General features: G+C 61.6%; 11 protein-coding genes. 2 read left to right on the top strand and 9 right to left on the bottom strand.

What is annotated here, in order from left to right:
• Positions 1–6: 6 nt before the first annotated feature.
• The 7 genes from AC57B1_RS32395 to coq7 all read right to left on the bottom strand — a co-directional run bounded on the left by AC57B1_RS32395 (position 7) and on the right by coq7 (position 7,615).
• Positions 7–1,419 (bottom strand): UDP-N-acetylmuramoyl-tripeptide--D-alanyl-D-alanine ligase, encoded by a 1,413-nt coding sequence (locus AC57B1_RS32395; RefSeq protein WP_496419799.1) that lies wholly within the window; start codon positions 1,417–1,419, stop codon positions 7–9.
• On the bottom strand, positions 1,416–2,963 hold the full coding sequence (locus AC57B1_RS32390; protein ID WP_496419798.1) for a UDP-N-acetylmuramoyl-L-alanyl-D-glutamate--2,6-diaminopimelate ligase: 1,548 nt from the start codon (positions 2,961–2,963) through the stop codon (positions 1,416–1,418). The genes AC57B1_RS32395 and AC57B1_RS32390 overlap by 4 nt, the downstream gene beginning before the upstream one ends.
• On the bottom strand, positions 2,960–4,825 hold the full coding sequence (locus tag AC57B1_RS32385; RefSeq protein ID WP_408352246.1) for a peptidoglycan D,D-transpeptidase FtsI family protein: 1,866 nt from the start codon (positions 4,823–4,825) through the stop codon (positions 2,960–2,962). Before AC57B1_RS32385 ends, AC57B1_RS32390 begins: the two co-directional genes overlap by 4 nt.
• The gene (gene ftsL / locus AC57B1_RS32380; RefSeq protein ID WP_091798783.1) at positions 4,822–5,172 is read right to left on the bottom strand and encodes a cell division protein FtsL; all 351 of its coding nucleotides are present in this window, start codon (positions 5,170–5,172) and stop codon (positions 4,822–4,824) included. The genes AC57B1_RS32385 and ftsL overlap by 4 nt, the downstream gene beginning before the upstream one ends.
• A complete protein-coding gene (gene rsmH / locus AC57B1_RS32375; RefSeq protein WP_091798781.1) occupies positions 5,169–6,122 on the bottom strand; it encodes a 16S rRNA (cytosine(1402)-N(4))-methyltransferase RsmH in 954 nt (317 codons plus the stop codon). Before rsmH ends, ftsL begins: the two co-directional genes overlap by 4 nt.
• A 15-nt stretch (positions 6,123–6,137) precedes the next feature.
• On the bottom strand, positions 6,138–6,566 hold the full coding sequence (gene mraZ / locus AC57B1_RS32370; RefSeq protein WP_091798777.1) for a division/cell wall cluster transcriptional repressor MraZ: 429 nt from the start codon (positions 6,564–6,566) through the stop codon (positions 6,138–6,140).
• Between the two features lie 410 nt (positions 6,567–6,976).
• Positions 6,977–7,615: a 2-polyprenyl-3-methyl-6-methoxy-1,4-benzoquinone monooxygenase gene (gene coq7, locus AC57B1_RS32365; protein ID WP_408352248.1), complete on the bottom strand. Its 639-nt coding sequence runs from the start codon at positions 7,613–7,615 to the stop codon at positions 6,977–6,979.
• Positions 7,616–7,918: 303 nt separating this feature from the next.
• On the opposite strand from coq7, the gene AC57B1_RS32360 reads away from it, so the two are divergent.
• Complete coding sequence (locus AC57B1_RS32360; RefSeq protein WP_408352250.1) at positions 7,919–9,088, top strand: porin; 1,170 nt, start codon at positions 7,919–7,921, stop codon at positions 9,086–9,088.
• Between the two features lie 215 nt (positions 9,089–9,303).
• Here the strand turns inward: AC57B1_RS32360 and AC57B1_RS32355 are convergent, their stop codons facing one another.
• Entirely contained in the window at positions 9,304–10,977 is a 1,674-nt protein-coding gene (locus tag AC57B1_RS32355; RefSeq protein WP_496419797.1) for a long-chain fatty acid--CoA ligase, read from the bottom strand.
• Between the two features lie 147 nt (positions 10,978–11,124).
• A complete protein-coding gene (locus AC57B1_RS32350) occupies positions 11,125–13,203 on the bottom strand; it encodes a molybdopterin-containing oxidoreductase family protein (protein ID WP_496419796.1) in 2,079 nt (692 codons plus the stop codon).
• A gap of 180 nt (positions 13,204–13,383) precedes the next feature.
• Here AC57B1_RS32350 and AC57B1_RS32345 point away from each other — a divergent pair, with 180 nt between their 5' ends.
• Positions 13,384–14,580 carry a M20 aminoacylase family protein gene (locus tag AC57B1_RS32345; RefSeq protein ID WP_496419795.1) on the top strand — a complete coding sequence of 399 codons (1,197 nt, stop codon included), beginning with the start codon at positions 13,384–13,386 and terminating at the stop codon, positions 14,578–14,580.
• Positions 14,581–14,838: the final 258 nt, after the last annotated feature.

Genomic DNA, 14,838 nt, shown 5'->3' with positions numbered 1-14,838 from the left:
TCTATTTCAATGTGCCGCGGGCGTACTGCCCGCTGCGTTGGGTTGTGGACTCGTTACGGCGTCCACCACGCGCTCCATCTGCATGAAGCGCGAGCCTTTCACGAGAAGCGTTGCGGCAGGACCGAAACCGGCCTGCTGCAATTGCGCGACCAGCGTGCCGATATCGGCGACGTGATGCGCGCTCGCGCCGTACGCGGTGCAGGCGTCGCGCGAGGCGTCGCCCATGGCGTATAGCGCGTCGATACCGCGTTCCTTGGCGTAAGCGCCGATTTCGCGGTGAAACGCCGGACCGTTGTCGCCGACTTCGCCCATGTCGCCCATCACCAGCACGCGCGGCGCGGCGCGGGAGGCGAGCACGTCGATCGCGGCGCGCATCGAATCGGGATTGGCGTTGTAGGTGTCGTCGATCACGGTCGCGCCGGCGAGCGTGCCGAGGACGGCTTGCTTCACCTGCAGGCGGCCCTTCACGGCGTCGAACGATTCGAGACCGCGCTTGATCGCGTCGAGCGAAACGCCCGCAGCCAACGCGGCCGACGTTGCGGCCAGCGCGTTGTGCGCGTTGTGGTTGCCGAGCACTTGCAGCGTGACTTCGATTTGGCCTTCCGGCGTGTTGATGCTCAACACGTTGCCGTCGAACGTGCCTTTCACCGCGGCTTCGGTGATGCGCTCGGCGGAATTCAGCGCGAAGTCCATGATGCGGTTGCCGGTCGCGGCTACGCGCCAGATGCTCGCGTAGGCGTCGTCGGCCGGGAACACCGCGACGCCTTCCGGCGACAGCGCGTGAATCACGCTCGCGTGTTCGAGCGCGACGGCTTCGACCGTCGCCATGAATTCCTGATGCTCGCGCTGCGCGTTGTTCACCACCGCGACCGTCGGCTCGGCGATCTTCGCGAGCTCCGAGGTTTCGCCCGGATGGTTCATGCCGAGTTCGACCACCGCCAGCTGATGCGCGGCGTGCAGACGGAACAGCGTGAGCGGCAAGCCGATGTCGTTGTTGAAGTTGCCCGCAGTAGCGAGGCGCGCCTCGGCACCGACCGCAGCGGCGAAGATCGACGCGATCATTTCCTTGACCGTGGTCTTGCCGTTGCTGCCCGTCACCGCGACGAGCGGCATGCTGAACTGGCGGCGCCAGCCGCGCGCGAGCGCGCCGAGACCCACGCGCGTGTCGGTGACTTTGAGCGCCGGCACACTCCAGTCTTGCGGCGTACGCGTGACGAGAACAGCCGTCACGTTGCGGGCGGCGACGTCCGGCAGGAAATCGTGCGCGTCGAAACGATCGCCCTTGATCGCGACGAACAGGTCGCCGGGGCCGGCGCTGCGGCTGTCTGTACAAACGCGTTCGAACGCAACCGTCTCGTCGCCGAGCACGGTCGCGCCCGGGATCAGCGCGGCGGCTTCACGCAGCGAAAACATGCTCATTCGCCACCTCCGCGTGCGTGCGTCGCGCGCGCGGCCAGCGCAAGGCGAGCGTGATCCTGGTCGGAGAAAGCGCGTTTCTTACCCATGATTTCCTGTGTTGCTTCGTGCCCCTTGCCGGCCAGCACGATGACGTCTTCGCGCGCGGCGCTGCGGATCGCTTGCAGGATCGCGCTTGCGCGGTCCTCGATACGGCGCGCCTTCGACGCGTCCTTCATACCCGCCGCGATCTGCTCGATGATCGATTGCGGATCTTCGCTGCGCGGGTTGTCGCTGGTCACGACCACGCCGTCGGCGATCTTCTCGGCGATCGCGCCCATCAGCGGGCGCTTGGTCGCGTCGCGGTCGCCGCCGCAGCCGAACATGCAGATCAGTTCGCCGCCGCGTGCGGTTGCCATCGGGCGCAGCGCTTCGAGGGTTTTTTCCAGCGCATCCGGCGTGTGCGCGTAATCGATCACGACGAGAGGCTCGTCGTTCTGCAAGCGGCCACCCAAACGCTGCATGCGGCCGTTCACCGATTCGAGCTTCGCCAGTTCGGCCAGTGCGGCTTCGAAAGGCACGTCGGCGGCGAGCAACGCGCCCAGCACGCCGAGCAGATTGCTCACGTTGAACGCGCCGAGCGTCTGCACTTCGACTTCGGCATTGCCCCAGTCAGAAGTGCTCAGATGGAACGCGGTGCCCGTGGCGGTGGCGCGCACATTCGAAGCGAGCAGCAATGCGTCGGCTTGCGGAGCGTCTTTTTGCAGGTCGCCCAACCCGTAGGCGATCGTGCGCGCGTGGCCTTGCGTGCTGGCGAGCAAACGGCGGCCGGCCGCGTCGTCGCGATTGATCACGGCCGCGCGCAGTTCCGGCCAGGCGAAGAGGCGGGCCTTCGCAGCTTCGTAGGCTTCGAACGTGCCGTGGTAGTCGAGATGGTCTTGCGTGAGATTCGTGAACACGGCGATGTCGAACGCCGTGCCGTTCACGCGCCCCTGGTGCAGCGCGTGCGACGACACTTCCATGGCGACCGCCTGAGCGCCCGCGTCACGCAACTGCGCGAGGCTGCGTTGCAGCTGCGGTGCGTCGGGCGTCGTAAAGCCGGTGTGCACCAGTTGGCCGGGCAGACCCGTGCCGAGCGTGCCGATGATCGCGCAACGCGTGCCGAGCGCGGTCAACGCCGCCGAGATCCATTGGCTACACGAAGTCTTGCCGTTCGTGCCGGTGACGCCGAGCGTCAGCATGCTGTCGCTCGGATCGTTGTACCAGCCGCTTGCGATCGAACCCGCGAGTTCGTTCAACGCCGGCACGGCGAGCGTGTTCGACGGATCGATCGCACCGCTGAAACCCTCGGGCTGAACCAGCACGGCGGCGGCGCCACGTTCGATCGCACCCGGGATGAACGGGCGGTTGTCCGCGCCGTCCACTGCGTAGGCGAAAAACGCGTCACCGGCCGCGAGCGAGCGAGTGTCGGCGTGCAGATGCGCGCCTGGCTGCACGTGAGCGTGCAGCCAGTTGAGGGCGTCGGCGATTTGCCGCTGCTCGGGATGCTTCTCGCGCAGCGCGCTCATCGCACGACTCCCGGGTGGCTTTTCGCGTTCGCGGAAATCGTCATCTTCTTGGCGCCGGCGCTGGTGGATAGTTTCTTGGCCGTGGCTGGCGTGGCGGGCGCGCCCGGCGCGACCGGGGCCGAGTCGTCGGACACCACCATCTGCTTGACCGGCATGTCCGGCGGCACATTCAACGAACGCAACGTATCGCCGACGATCGCCGAGAACACAGGACCCGACACCTGGCCGCCGAAGTGGCTGCCCGCCGTCGGCTCGTCGACCGAAACGGCCACGACGATGCGCGGATTCGGCATCGGCGCCATGCCGACGAACGACGCGCGATACTTGGAGTGGTCGTAACCGTGCGCGCCGTGCTTGTACGCCGTACCGCTCTTGCCGCCGACGCGATAGCCCGGCACCGCCGCATCCGGCGACGTTCCGCCAGGCGCCGTGACGGTTTCGAGCATCGCGCGCACTTCGCGAGCCGTGGTCGGCGCGAAGATTTGCGGACCGGTGGCCGGCTGATCGCCCGGCGTGCGGAAGATCGACACCGGCATGATTTCGCCGTCATGCGCGATCGCGGTGTAAGCGCGGCCCAACTGGAACAGGGAGACCGACAGACCGTAGCCATACGACATGGTCGCCTGTTCGATGCGGCGCCAGCCTTTCCACGGGCGCAGACGGCCCGCCGCCGCGCCAGGGAAGCCGACCTTCGGCGCCTGGCCGAGACCGATGCTGGTGTACATGTTCCACATCTCTTCGGGCTTGAGCTGCATGGCGATCTTCGTCGCGCCGATGTTGCTCGACTTCTGGATCACGCCGCCCACCGTCAGCACGCCGAACGCGCTGTCGTCGGTAATCGGCGCACCGTCGAGCACGAAACGGCCGCCGCCTGTATCAACCAGTGTAGTCGGCGTGACGCGGTGCAGATCGAGCGCGAGCGAGACGGTGAACGGCTTCATGATCGAGCCGGGCTCGAACGTGTCGGTTAGGATGCGATTGCGCAACTGGTCGCCGGTCAGGTGGGAACGGTCGTTCGGGTTGTACGTGGGGTAATTCACGAGCGCCAGCACTTCACCGGTACGCACGTCGATCACCATCGCCGCGCCGGCCTTCGCCTTGAATTTTTCGACGGCCGCCTTCAGATTCGTATAAGCGATGTACTGAATCTTGCTGTCGATCGAAAGATCCACGTCCTGGCCGTTGTGCGGCACGACCTGCTCGTCCACGTCCTCGATGATGTGGCCCATGCGGTCCTTGATCACGCGGCGGCTGCCCGACATGCCGGCGAGCAGCTTCTGGTCGCCGAGTTCGACGCCTTCCTGGCCTTCGTCTTCCACGTTGGTGAAGCCGATCAGGTGGGCCGTGATCTCGCCTTCCGGATAGAAGCGCTTGTACTCGTCGCGCGCGTAAATGCCGGGGATGTCGAGCGCCGTGACTTTTTCCGCGATGTCCACCGGCACCTGGCGCTTCACATAGACGAAGGTTTTGTCCTCCGACAACTTGGCGCGCAGTTCCTTGTTCGTCATGCCGAGCAATTTGCCGAGCGAAGTCAGCTTGTCGGCGCCGAGGTCGTCCGGCACCGATTCGGGGATAGCCCAGATCGCGCGCACCGGCAAACTCGTGGCCAGCACGAGCCCGTTGCGATCGAGAATCTTGCCGCGCGTGGCCGGCAATTCGAGGCGGCGCTGATAGCGGATTTCACCCTGCTTCTGATAGAACGCGTTGCCCGGGCCCTGAATCCAGAACGCGCGCGCGGTGAGCGCGACGAACGCCATGAACAGCATGAACACGACGAGCTTGGAGCGCCACATCGGCAAGCGCACCGACAGGATCGGATTGGCCGAGAAAGCCACGCTCTTGCGAGCCGACGATTTTTTCATCGCACGCCTCCGCGACGGGTCGCCACCGGCGCCGAGGCCGGGCCGGAAGTCGGGATCGGCGCGTCTTCAGCCTTTGCCGCGCCCGGATCGAGCGTGAGGTACTGGGTACGGCCGGTCGTAACCGATTGCATCTTCAGGGAATCAGTGGCGATCTGCTCGATGCGCGACGTTTTCGACAACGCGCTCTGCTGATATTGAAGTTGCGAATAGTCCTGCTGCAGCTGGCGCTCCTGCGATTGAGCGCGCTGCAACTGGATAAAGATCTGACGCTGCTGATTGGTCGCGTTGACGACAGACAAGGCGCAGCCCATCACGATCATCAACAGGAAGATATTGAGGCGGTTCATGGTGCGATCCGCTCCGCCACGCGCATCACGGCAGAACGGGCGCGCGGGTTCGCGGCGACTTCAGCGTCGCTCGCGAACACGCGGCCGATGATCTTGAGCGGAGGGCTCGGCAGATCGACTGCGCGAATCGGCAGACGGCGATCCACCGCAGGCGTACTGGCGTGCGCCTGCATGAATCGCTTGACGATCCGATCCTCGAGCGAATGAAAGCTGATGACCACCAGCCGCCCCCCTTGCTCCAACAGCGACAACGCTGCTTCTAAAACGACTTGCAGCTCCGCAAGCTCTTGATTGATGTGAATCCGTATAGCTTGAAAGGTGCGGGTTGCCGGATCCTTGCCCTTCTCACGGGTTTTGACGACGTTAGCCACGATTTGGGCAAGCTCGCCCGTGCTGACGAGAGGCCCAAGACGGTCGGACTCTGCCCGGCGAGCAACAAGCGCCTTTGCAATCTGAAAAGCAAACCGTTCTTCCCCATAATCTCGTATCACCTCCGTCAATTCCTGCACCGTGGCCCGCGCCAGCCAGTCAGCAGCCGATTCGCCGCGCGTCGGGTCCATCCGCATATCGAGCGGGCCGTCGGCGCGGAAGCTGAAGCCCCGCTCCGGATCGTCGACTTGTGGCGACGACACGCCCAGATCCAGCAAAACGCCCGACACCCGTCCTACGCCGCGCTCCGCAATCGCGGTGCGCAGTGAAGCAAAACTCTCGTGCACGATGCCAAAGCGCGGATCCGTGATTTGCTGAGCCGTGGCGATGGCGAGCGGGTCTTTGTCGAAAGCGATCAGACGTCCCGACTCACCCAGCTTCTCCAACACCAGCCGGCTATGCCCCCCGCGCCCGAACGTGCCGTCCACATACACGCCGTCCGCGCGTGTGACCAGCGCTTGAACCGCTTCTTCCAGCAACACCGTGCGATGCTGCAATTCATTTCCCATCGCAGGCGCCATATAAGTAAACCGCGATCAGAACGTGAAATCTTTCAGGGCGTCGGGCATGCCCTCTGCCATTGCCGCCTGTTCCTTCGCGGCATAAGTTTGTGCATCCCATAACTCGAAGTGACGACCCATGCCGAGCAAGGTCACTTCTTTTTCCAAACCACCGGCCGTGCGCAATTCCGGCGACACGAGCACGCGCCCTGCGCCGTCCATATCGACGTCCATTGCATTGCCGAGAAAAATGCGCTTCCACCAGGTCGCGTTCATGGGCAGCTTGTCGACCTTGTCGCGAAAGATTTCCCACTCCGGGCGCGGAAAGAGCAACAGGCAGCCGTCCGGGTGCTTGGTGATCGTCACCCGGCCCTCTGCCTGTGTTTGCAGCGCATCCCGATACCGAGAGGGAATAGACATCCGCCCTTTCGCATCGAGCGTCAGCGCCGACGCCCCTTGGAACACTTCGCTCTCCCCTGTGGCGCGTTTGCGCCCGCTGCCCGATTCGTGAAAATCTACCCGAAACCGCCTGCGAGATCACACAAAAATACACTTTCTCACACTGTCTCCCACTTTAGAGGAACGCTAAACAGGGGTCAAGGGAGATGCACGGTTTTCCGACGAATTTTGTTTGTTAGAACAAGGACTTAGCGCGACTCCTTCACATCGGACATAAAAACGGAAAACCGTTATAAATGAATGAGCTAGTGCAACTTGTGAAGGTGATACGTGAAAAGTGCGAGGGAAAGGCGCGGAATGAAAGAGATCGTCAAGCGGGATCAGGCGGTGTGGGATGGCGTTTCCGGGTACTTCAGGTGGACGACGCCCGATGCGCCGTTCCACTTTCAGGAGGTACGTAAATAGAGGACGCGAACTTATATGTAATAGGCAGTGCGAGTCATGACTTTCGACACAGCGCGCATGAGTGCGCGCGCGGGGAATGGCAACTCGACCCCGCCGGCGTCCATTGCGGCCTTGCCATGCTCCACCTCGTCCACGCGCATCTGCTCGACGATCGCGCGAGACTCCCGGTCGGCTGCCGGCAGTTGTTCCAGATGGCTATCGAGATGCTGCTCCACCTGACGCTCGGTTTCGGCCATGAAGCCGAGGCTGACACGGTCGCCCATGCGCCCTGCCGCGAGGCCGATTGCCAGCGCGCCGGCATACCACAGCGGGTTCAGCAGACTGGGACGCGAATCGAGCGCTTCGAGCCGCTTGGAAGTCCACGCGAGATGATCCTCCTCCTCGATCGCAGCGCGATTGAACACGACACGCAACGAAGGAGACTTGGTCGCAAGTTTCTGTGCCTGATAGAGCGCCTGGGCGCATACCTCGCCGACGTGGTTCACGCGCATCAACCCAGCCGAGTGTGCACGCTCGGCCGGTGAGAGTTCGGGCGTCGCATCCGTCACCGCGGATTCGTGCGGAACCGGCAGCGGGCGACTCATTCGCGACACACCGGTCATTGAGCGTAAACCCCGATCAAACTCGCTAATCAACTCATCCAGAAACATTCCGCGCTCCCTCGTTCAACAGCCGCCTCATCGATCCAACTGGTCCGCGCCATAAGGCTTTACGGCGCAAAACCGGCTTCGCGAAAAGCTTCAAACCGGGTGAATCCGGCAGCCAATTTCTGATTTTAGACCATGTTGCGTAAACGAAACAGGAGCCTTCCTGTCCCGCTCCTTTTTCTTTGTCCCATGTAGGCCTTTTGTTACATTACGTGCAACTTCTCGCGAAGTTGGACAAGCAAGGCCTCAACGCTAGATAAATATTCTGCCTTGTACAAAAGATTCGTAATCCTTGGAGATCATTCGATGAAAAAGTCGCTTCTCGCTCTCGCAGCACTGGGCGCATTCGCAGGCGTCGCACATGCTCAGAGCAGCGTGACCCTGTACGGTATCATTGACGAAGGCTTCAACATCAACACCAACTCGGGTGGCAAGCACCTGTACAACCTGTCCAGCGGCGTTATGCAAGGCTCGCGTTTCGGCCTGCGTGGCACGGAAGATCTGGGCGGCGGTCTGAAGGCAATCTTCGTGTTGGAAAACGGCTTTGACGTGAACAACGGCAAGCTGGGTCAAGGCGGCCTGATGTTCGGTCGTCAAGCTTACGTCGGCCTGTCGAGCCAATTCGGTACGGTCACGCTGGGTCGTCAGTACGACTCCGTCGTCGACTACGTTGGTCCGCTGGAAGCCGGCGACCAGTGGGGCGGCTACATCGCTGCTCACCCGGGCGACATCGACAACTTCAACAACGCATACCGCACGAACAACACGGTCAAGTACACGAGCGTTGATTACGGTGGCCTGAAGTTCGGCGGCACGTACAGCTTCGGCGGCGTTGCAGGCAACGTCACGTCGAACCAGATCTGGTCGTTGGGCGCTGGCTACAACAACGGTCCCCTCGTTCTCGGCGTTGGTTATTTGAACGCACGCAGCCCGGCAGCTTCGGGTGGCCTGTTCAACAACGGCGGTACGGCTGCAGCACCGGCCGCTGCTGTGAGCTCGCCGGTCTACGCTGGCTTCGCATCGGCTAACACGTACCAGGTCATCGGTGCAGCCGGCGCATACACGTTCGGCGCAGCAACGGTCGGCGTGACGTACTCGAACATCCGCTTCGGCAACCTGGGCGCTTCGTTCGCATCGCCGTTCAAGGGCCAGTCGGCTACGTTCAACAACGCGGAACTGAACTTCAAGTATCAGTTGACCCCGGCATTGTTGGTCGGCGCAGCGTATGACTACACCCGCGGCGCGGAAATCAACGGCAACTCGCGTGCTCAGTACCACCAAGGCGCGATCGGCGTGGACTACTTCCTGTCCAAGCGCACGGACGTGTACGTGATCGGTGTGTACCAACACGCTCTGGGCGACACGGTCAACGCAGCAGGCGCTACGGTCGACGCAACGGCAGGCATCAACGGCCTGTCGGGTTCGTCGAACCAGAACCAACTCGCAGCTCGCGTCGGTATCCGCCACAAGTTCTAATAAGTCGTAATAAAGCAGTTTGCCTCAAAGGCGCCTTCGGGCGCCTTTTTTTATGGCTTGCGGCGCATCGCCGATTGGCCGACTTTAAATGGTGACGGCGGTGGCATAAATGGAAAAAAGCCCGGCAGACTTTCTTCTGCCGGGCTTTTGCTTTTTTTCGCTAATGCACCACTTCGTGCCTGCTTCGTACGTGATTAGCGCTCGATTCTGCTGGCCTATGCTCGCCCGTCGCGCAACTCCCGGCGCAGAATCTTGCCGACATTGCTCTTCGGCAATTCAGTACGGAATTCGACGATCTTAGGCCGCTTGTAGCCAGTCAACTGCTGCTTGCAGTACGCGAAGATGTCGGCGTCGGTGAGGGCCTGGTCCTTCTTCACGACAAACAGCTTCACCGCTTCGCCGGAATGCTGATCCGGTACACCGACCGCGGCGACTTCGAACACGCCCGGCAGTTTGGCCACGACGTCTTCGATTTCGTTCGGATAGACGTTGAAACCCGACACGAGAATCATGTCTTTCTTACGGTCGACGATCTTGACGAAGCCACGTTCGTTCATCAGGCCGACATCGCCCGATTTGAAGAAGCCATCCGACGTCATCACTTTCGCCGTTTCGTCGGGCCGGTTCCAGTAACCCGCCATGACCTGCGGACCGCGGATGCAGATTTCGCCCGGCTGGCCGAGCGGCACTTCGTTGCCTTCGTCGTCACGAATCGAGATTTCCGTCGACGGCAGCGGCAAGCCAATTGTCCCGCTGTATTCGGTGACGGTCACCGGATTGCAGGTCACGCACGGCGACGTTTCCGACAACCCGTATCCTTCGATGATCGGGGTGTGCGTATGCTCGTACCAGCGCTTGGCAACGGCCTCCTGCACCGCCATTCCGCCACCGTTCGCGGCGATCAGCTTCGAAAAATCGAGCTTATGGAAATCCGGGCTATTCAACATCGCGTTATACAGCGTGTTGACGGCGGGAATTGTCGTGATCGCATACCCTTCGAGCGCCTTGATCATGCCCGGAATGTCGCGCGGATTCGGGATCAGCACGCCGAGGCCGCCGGTTCGGATGGTCAGCAACCCGCAAACCGTCAGCGCAAATACGTGATACAGCGGCAATGCAACGACGGTGATGAACTGATCGATGTCCGTACGATTCGCGCGAACCGGATCGAGCCAGATCTCGGACTGCAGCACATTGGCGATCAGATTCCGATGCAGTAGCGTCGCGCCCTTGGCTACGCCTGTCGTGCCGCCCGTGTATTGGAGAAACGCGACATCGTTCGGGCCTTGCTGCACCAGATTGAATTTCTGGCGTCCGCCCTCCGCGATCGCGGTATTGAATTTGACGTGACCTGGCAGACTCCATGCCGGCACCATCTTCTTCACCTTGCGCACGACGAAGTTCACAAGTGTGCCCTTGATCCCCATCAGATCGCCCATCGCCGCCACGACGACATGCTTGACCGCGGTGTTGCGTACGATCGCCTGCAGCGTGACTGCGAAGTTCTCGAGCAGAATGATCGCTTCCGCGCCGCTGTCCTTGAGCTGATGCTCCAATTCGCGTGGGGTATAAAGCGGGTTCACGTTCACGACCACGTAGCCCGCACGCAGGATAGCGGCAATCGCCACCGGATATTGCAGCACGTTCGGCATCATGATCGCGATGCGCGTACCGCGGGCAAGGCCCTTCGACTGGAACCAGGCTGCCAGCTTGCGCGAAAGCGCGTCGAGCTCGCCATAGCTGATCGTCTTGTCCATGCAGACGAACGCCGGTTTCGCGCGGTGTTCGCGGAAGGCTTCTTCCAGCAGTTCTCCGAGCGACGAATAGCGGGTCGGGTCAATCTCTGCGGGAACGCCGGGTGGATAAGATTTCAGCCAGATTTTGTCCATGCAGCGTCTCCTCCTTTTATTTTCGAATGGTCGTGCTAAAAACGCATCGTAGCATGGGCACCTGGGTGTTAATCGCGAAAAGCGGCCGGGTTAGACTGCAACCTCGAACCTCCAAAACGCGAGCATCGCGGAATGATTGAGCGTGATTCAGACGCGCTCGACTTCGACCAGGCAGTCGTAGAAAGTTGCCGATCCGCCCAGATCGGTGAGCGCCTGGCTGGTGACCTGATTGGCATTGCGACCGTCCGGCGCAAGTTTCTTCCACCAGATCGACAGGCCGACCACGAGTCCCTCGCGTGCCTTATCGGTAACGCGGACGCGCGCCTGCATCGAGCCGCGATCGTTAAAAATACGCACTTGATCGCCATCGACGATCTCTCGCGATTGCGCGTCGGCCGGATGCATGTCGAGATGCGGTTCGCCTTCGGTGGAACGCAGGCTTTCGACGTTCACGAACGTGCTGTTCAGGAAGTTGCGGGCCGGCGGAGAGATCATGGCCAGCGGATATCGGGCGGCAAGTTCAGGTGCGCCGTCGGCGGATTCGTGGGGCGGCAGATAGTCGGGCAGCGGGTCGAGTCCCTGCTGGGCGAGGCGCTCGCTGTAGAACTCGCATTTGCCGGACGGTGTTCGGAAGCCACCCTCGGCAAACGGCGCATCGGGAAGGTTCAGCTTGGCCCAGCCAGTCTTCTTCAGGCTCTCCCAGTCGACGCCTTCGAGCATCCTGTCTTGCCAGCTGAACGCCGCCTGTGCGACGGCCTCGTCGCTCTCGAATAGCGCTGGCTCCTCGAGCCCCATATGACGCGCGATACCCCGGAAAATCTCTGTGTTCGGAACCGCGTGGCCGACCGGGGCGATCGCCGGCAGGTTGACCATTACGTGTGTATGGCCGTAGGACTTGTGGACGTCGAGGTGCTCGAGTTGGGTCGTCGCGGGGAGCAGCAGATCGGCGTAGTCGGCAGTGTCGGTCTGGAAATGTTCGAGGACGATTGTGAACAGATCTTCGCGCGCGAAACCTGCGGCGACCCGCTCGGAATCTGGCGCGACCGCCACGGGGTTCGAATTGTAGACGACGATAGATTCGATTTTCGGACCGAATGCCGCGTCGCCCTTGTGCAGCAACGCGTCGCCGATTGCGTTCATATTGATGACGCGGCTCGTCCTGGTCGGCCAACCCGGCATCAGATCCGGCCGCTGCAACGCATGTGAGTCAACCGGCGCCCACCCACCCGACGACAGCAACGCACCGCCCGCTCGCTCCCGCCACGCACCCGTGAGCGACGGCAGGCAGGCGATCGCGCGCACGGCGTTACCGCCGCCACGTACCCGTTGCAGGCCGTAGTTCATGCGAATCGCAGCTTTTTTCGTGCCGCCGTACAGTCGCGCAAGATCGACGATCACGCTCGCATCAATACCGCAGATGTCGGCAACACGCGACGGCGAGTAGCTGAGCGCACGGGCCTTAAGTTGGTCGAAGCCTAACGTATAGGCCGCGATGTATTCGTGATCGAGCAGATTTTCCGTGATCAACACATTGATCACGCCGAGCGCCAATGCGCCGTCGGTGCCGGGTTTCAGGGCAATGTGCTGATGGCATTTTTCAGCCGTCAGGGAGCGGTATGGATCGATCGCGATCAGCCGTGCACCGCGACGCTTGGCCTGCTGGGCGCGTGTCCAGAAATGTAGGTTCGACGCTATGGGATTCGAACCCCAGATCAGGATGACCTCGCTCTCGTCAAAAAACTCGGTGAGCATGCCAAGGCTCGCGCCATAGGTGTACTTCAGCCCGGCCGCGCCGGCGGCCGCGCAAATCGTGCGATCCAGTTGCGATGCGCCGAGCTTGTGGAAGAACCGCTGCGCAATGCTGTCCCCTTGAACCAGCCCCATCGTGCCGGCGTAGCTGTACGGGAGGATCGCGTCGGGCGCGCGGCCCGCAATCTCCGAGAGGCGGCGAGCAGCGAGTTGGTACGCCTCGTCCCAGCTGATCGGCTCAAAGTGGCCTTCGCCCTTCCGGCCGACGCGCTTCATGGGTGCCGTCAATCTCTGCGGATGATGCACGCGCTCCGCATAGCGGCTGACCTTCGTGCATAGCGCACCTTGCGTAGGAGGGTGCTCGGGATCCGCGAAGACCTTGATCGCGCGACCGGCCTCGACCGTCACGCGCATCGCACAGGTGTCGGGGCAGTCGTGCGGGCAGACGACGCGAGCGTGTTCAGTCGGAGCATTCATCGGCGGTCCGTTCGAGGGAGCAGTAGAGCAATGCGGGATTCTATTACGTCAATTGCCTGTCGACTTGCACCGTGCCGCCAAAAAGGCCTTCGGCGTAGAATCGATTATCACCGTGCCCGGACCAATGTGGCCCCGAGCGATTCCACGCAAGCCAAAGCACACACGCATCATCACTCCATCATGAAACTTATCCCAGAAATCCAGGCCGCTCACGGCGAAATCCAGACTCTCCGACGAACGATCCACGCCCATCCGGAACTGCGATACGAGGAAACCGCAACAGCAGATCTGGTCGCACGAACTCTCGAATCGTGGGGTATCGAAACGCATAGAGGATTGGGCAAAACCGGCGTGGTCGGTGTACTGAAACGCGGCAACGGCTCACGCTCCATTGGTTTGCGCGCCGATATGGATGCGCTGCCGATTCAGGAACTGAACAGCTTCGACCATCGGTCGAAAAACGATGGAAAAATGCACGCCTGCGGTCATGATGGGCATACCGCGATGCTGCTCGGTGCTGCGCGGCACCTGGTCAAACATGGCGAATTTGATGGCACGATCGTGTTCATCTTTCAGCCCGCCGAGGAGGGCGGCGCAGGCGCGCAGGCCATGATCGACGACGGCCTGTTCGTAAAGTTTCCGGTCGACGCGGTGTTCGGGATCCATAACTGGCCGGGCATGAGGGCGGGTCAGTTCGGTGTAACCGAGGGCCCGATCATGGCTTCGAGTAACGAATTTCGTATTGAAATCACAGGCGTAGGCTCGCACGCGGCTATGCCGCACAACGGTCGCGATCCTGTTTTCACAGCGGTACAGATCGCGAATGGACTGCAGAGCATCATTACGCGGAATAAGAAGCCGCTCGACACCGGAGTGCTGTCAATTACACAGATTCACGCCGGCGACGCCGTCAATGTCGTCCCGAACAATGCGTGGATCGCTGGCACGGTGAGGACATTTACAACAGAAACTCTCGATCTTATCGAAGCGCGCATGCGCAAGATCGCAGAGAGCACTGCCGAAGCCTACGACTGCTCCGTCGACATTCAATTCCACCGAAACTATCCGCCCACGGTCAACAGTCGCGAAGAGGCTCGCTTTGCGGCGACGGTCATGAAGGAAATTGTCGGCACGGAAAACGTCGACGATGCGGTCGAACCGACGATGGGCGCGGAAGATTTTTCCTTCATGTTGCTTGCCAAGCCGGGCTGCTACGCATTTCTGGGCAATGGCGACGGTGGCCACCGGGATTCGGGTCACGGCGCCGGTCCGTGCATGCTGCATAACGCGAGCTATGACTTCAACGACGAGTTATTGCCGATCGGTTCGACATACTGGGTGCGACTTGCCCAGCGGTTCTTGGCGCAAGAGAAATAGAATTCTCTCGGGGTTCGGGGTGGTGATTAATTCGCCGCCTGTTGTGTCGTCGCATTAGGGATACGAATGCGACACTTGAACCCGCATAGGCGCTTCGGCGCCTATGCGCGAGGTTGAGTAGTGGTAACTCCGGGCGACGGCCGTAAACGCAGAAACCCCACCTTTATGGGGTGGGGTTTCTGATGCTGCTGGGGAGCCTGACGATTACCTACTTTCACACGGGAATCCGCACTATCATCGGCGTGGAGTCGTTTCACG

It is taken from the genome of Paraburkholderia sp. BGA-UO-ETr-F21 (assembly GCF_059567925.1).
The sequence above is the reverse complement of the archived record's forward strand: the minus strand, read 5'-3'. Positions and strand labels throughout refer to the sequence as shown.

Bases quoted from the DNA above. Each gene is read 5' to 3' on its own strand.
- AC57B1_RS32350 (WP_496419796.1), bottom strand. From the start codon at position 13,203: ATGAATGCTCCGACTGAACACGCTCGCGTCGTCTGCCCGCACGACTGC.
- AC57B1_RS32395 (WP_496419799.1), bottom strand. From the start codon at position 1,419: ATGAGCATGTTTTCGCTGCGTGAAGCCGCCGCGCTGATCCCGGGCGCG.
- ftsL (WP_091798783.1), bottom strand. From the start codon at position 5,172: ATGAACCGCCTCAATATCTTCCTGTTGATGATCGTGATGGGCTGCGCC.
- AC57B1_RS32360 (WP_408352250.1), top strand. From the start codon at position 7,919: ATGAAAAAGTCGCTTCTCGCTCTCGCAGCACTGGGCGCATTCGCAGGC.
- AC57B1_RS32390 (WP_496419798.1), bottom strand. From the start codon at position 2,963: ATGAGCGCGCTGCGCGAGAAGCATCCCGAGCAGCGGCAAATCGCCGAC.
- AC57B1_RS32345 (WP_496419795.1), top strand. From the start codon at position 13,384: ATGAAACTTATCCCAGAAATCCAGGCCGCTCACGGCGAAATCCAGACT.
- coq7 (WP_408352248.1), bottom strand. From the start codon at position 7,615: ATGTTTCTGGATGAGTTGATTAGCGAGTTTGATCGGGGTTTACGCTCA.
- AC57B1_RS32355 (WP_496419797.1), bottom strand. From the start codon at position 10,977: ATGGACAAAATCTGGCTGAAATCTTATCCACCCGGCGTTCCCGCAGAG.
- AC57B1_RS32385 (WP_408352246.1), bottom strand. From the start codon at position 4,825: ATGAAAAAATCGTCGGCTCGCAAGAGCGTGGCTTTCTCGGCCAATCCG.
- rsmH (WP_091798781.1), bottom strand. From the start codon at position 6,122: ATGGCGCCTGCGATGGGAAATGAATTGCAGCATCGCACGGTGTTGCTG.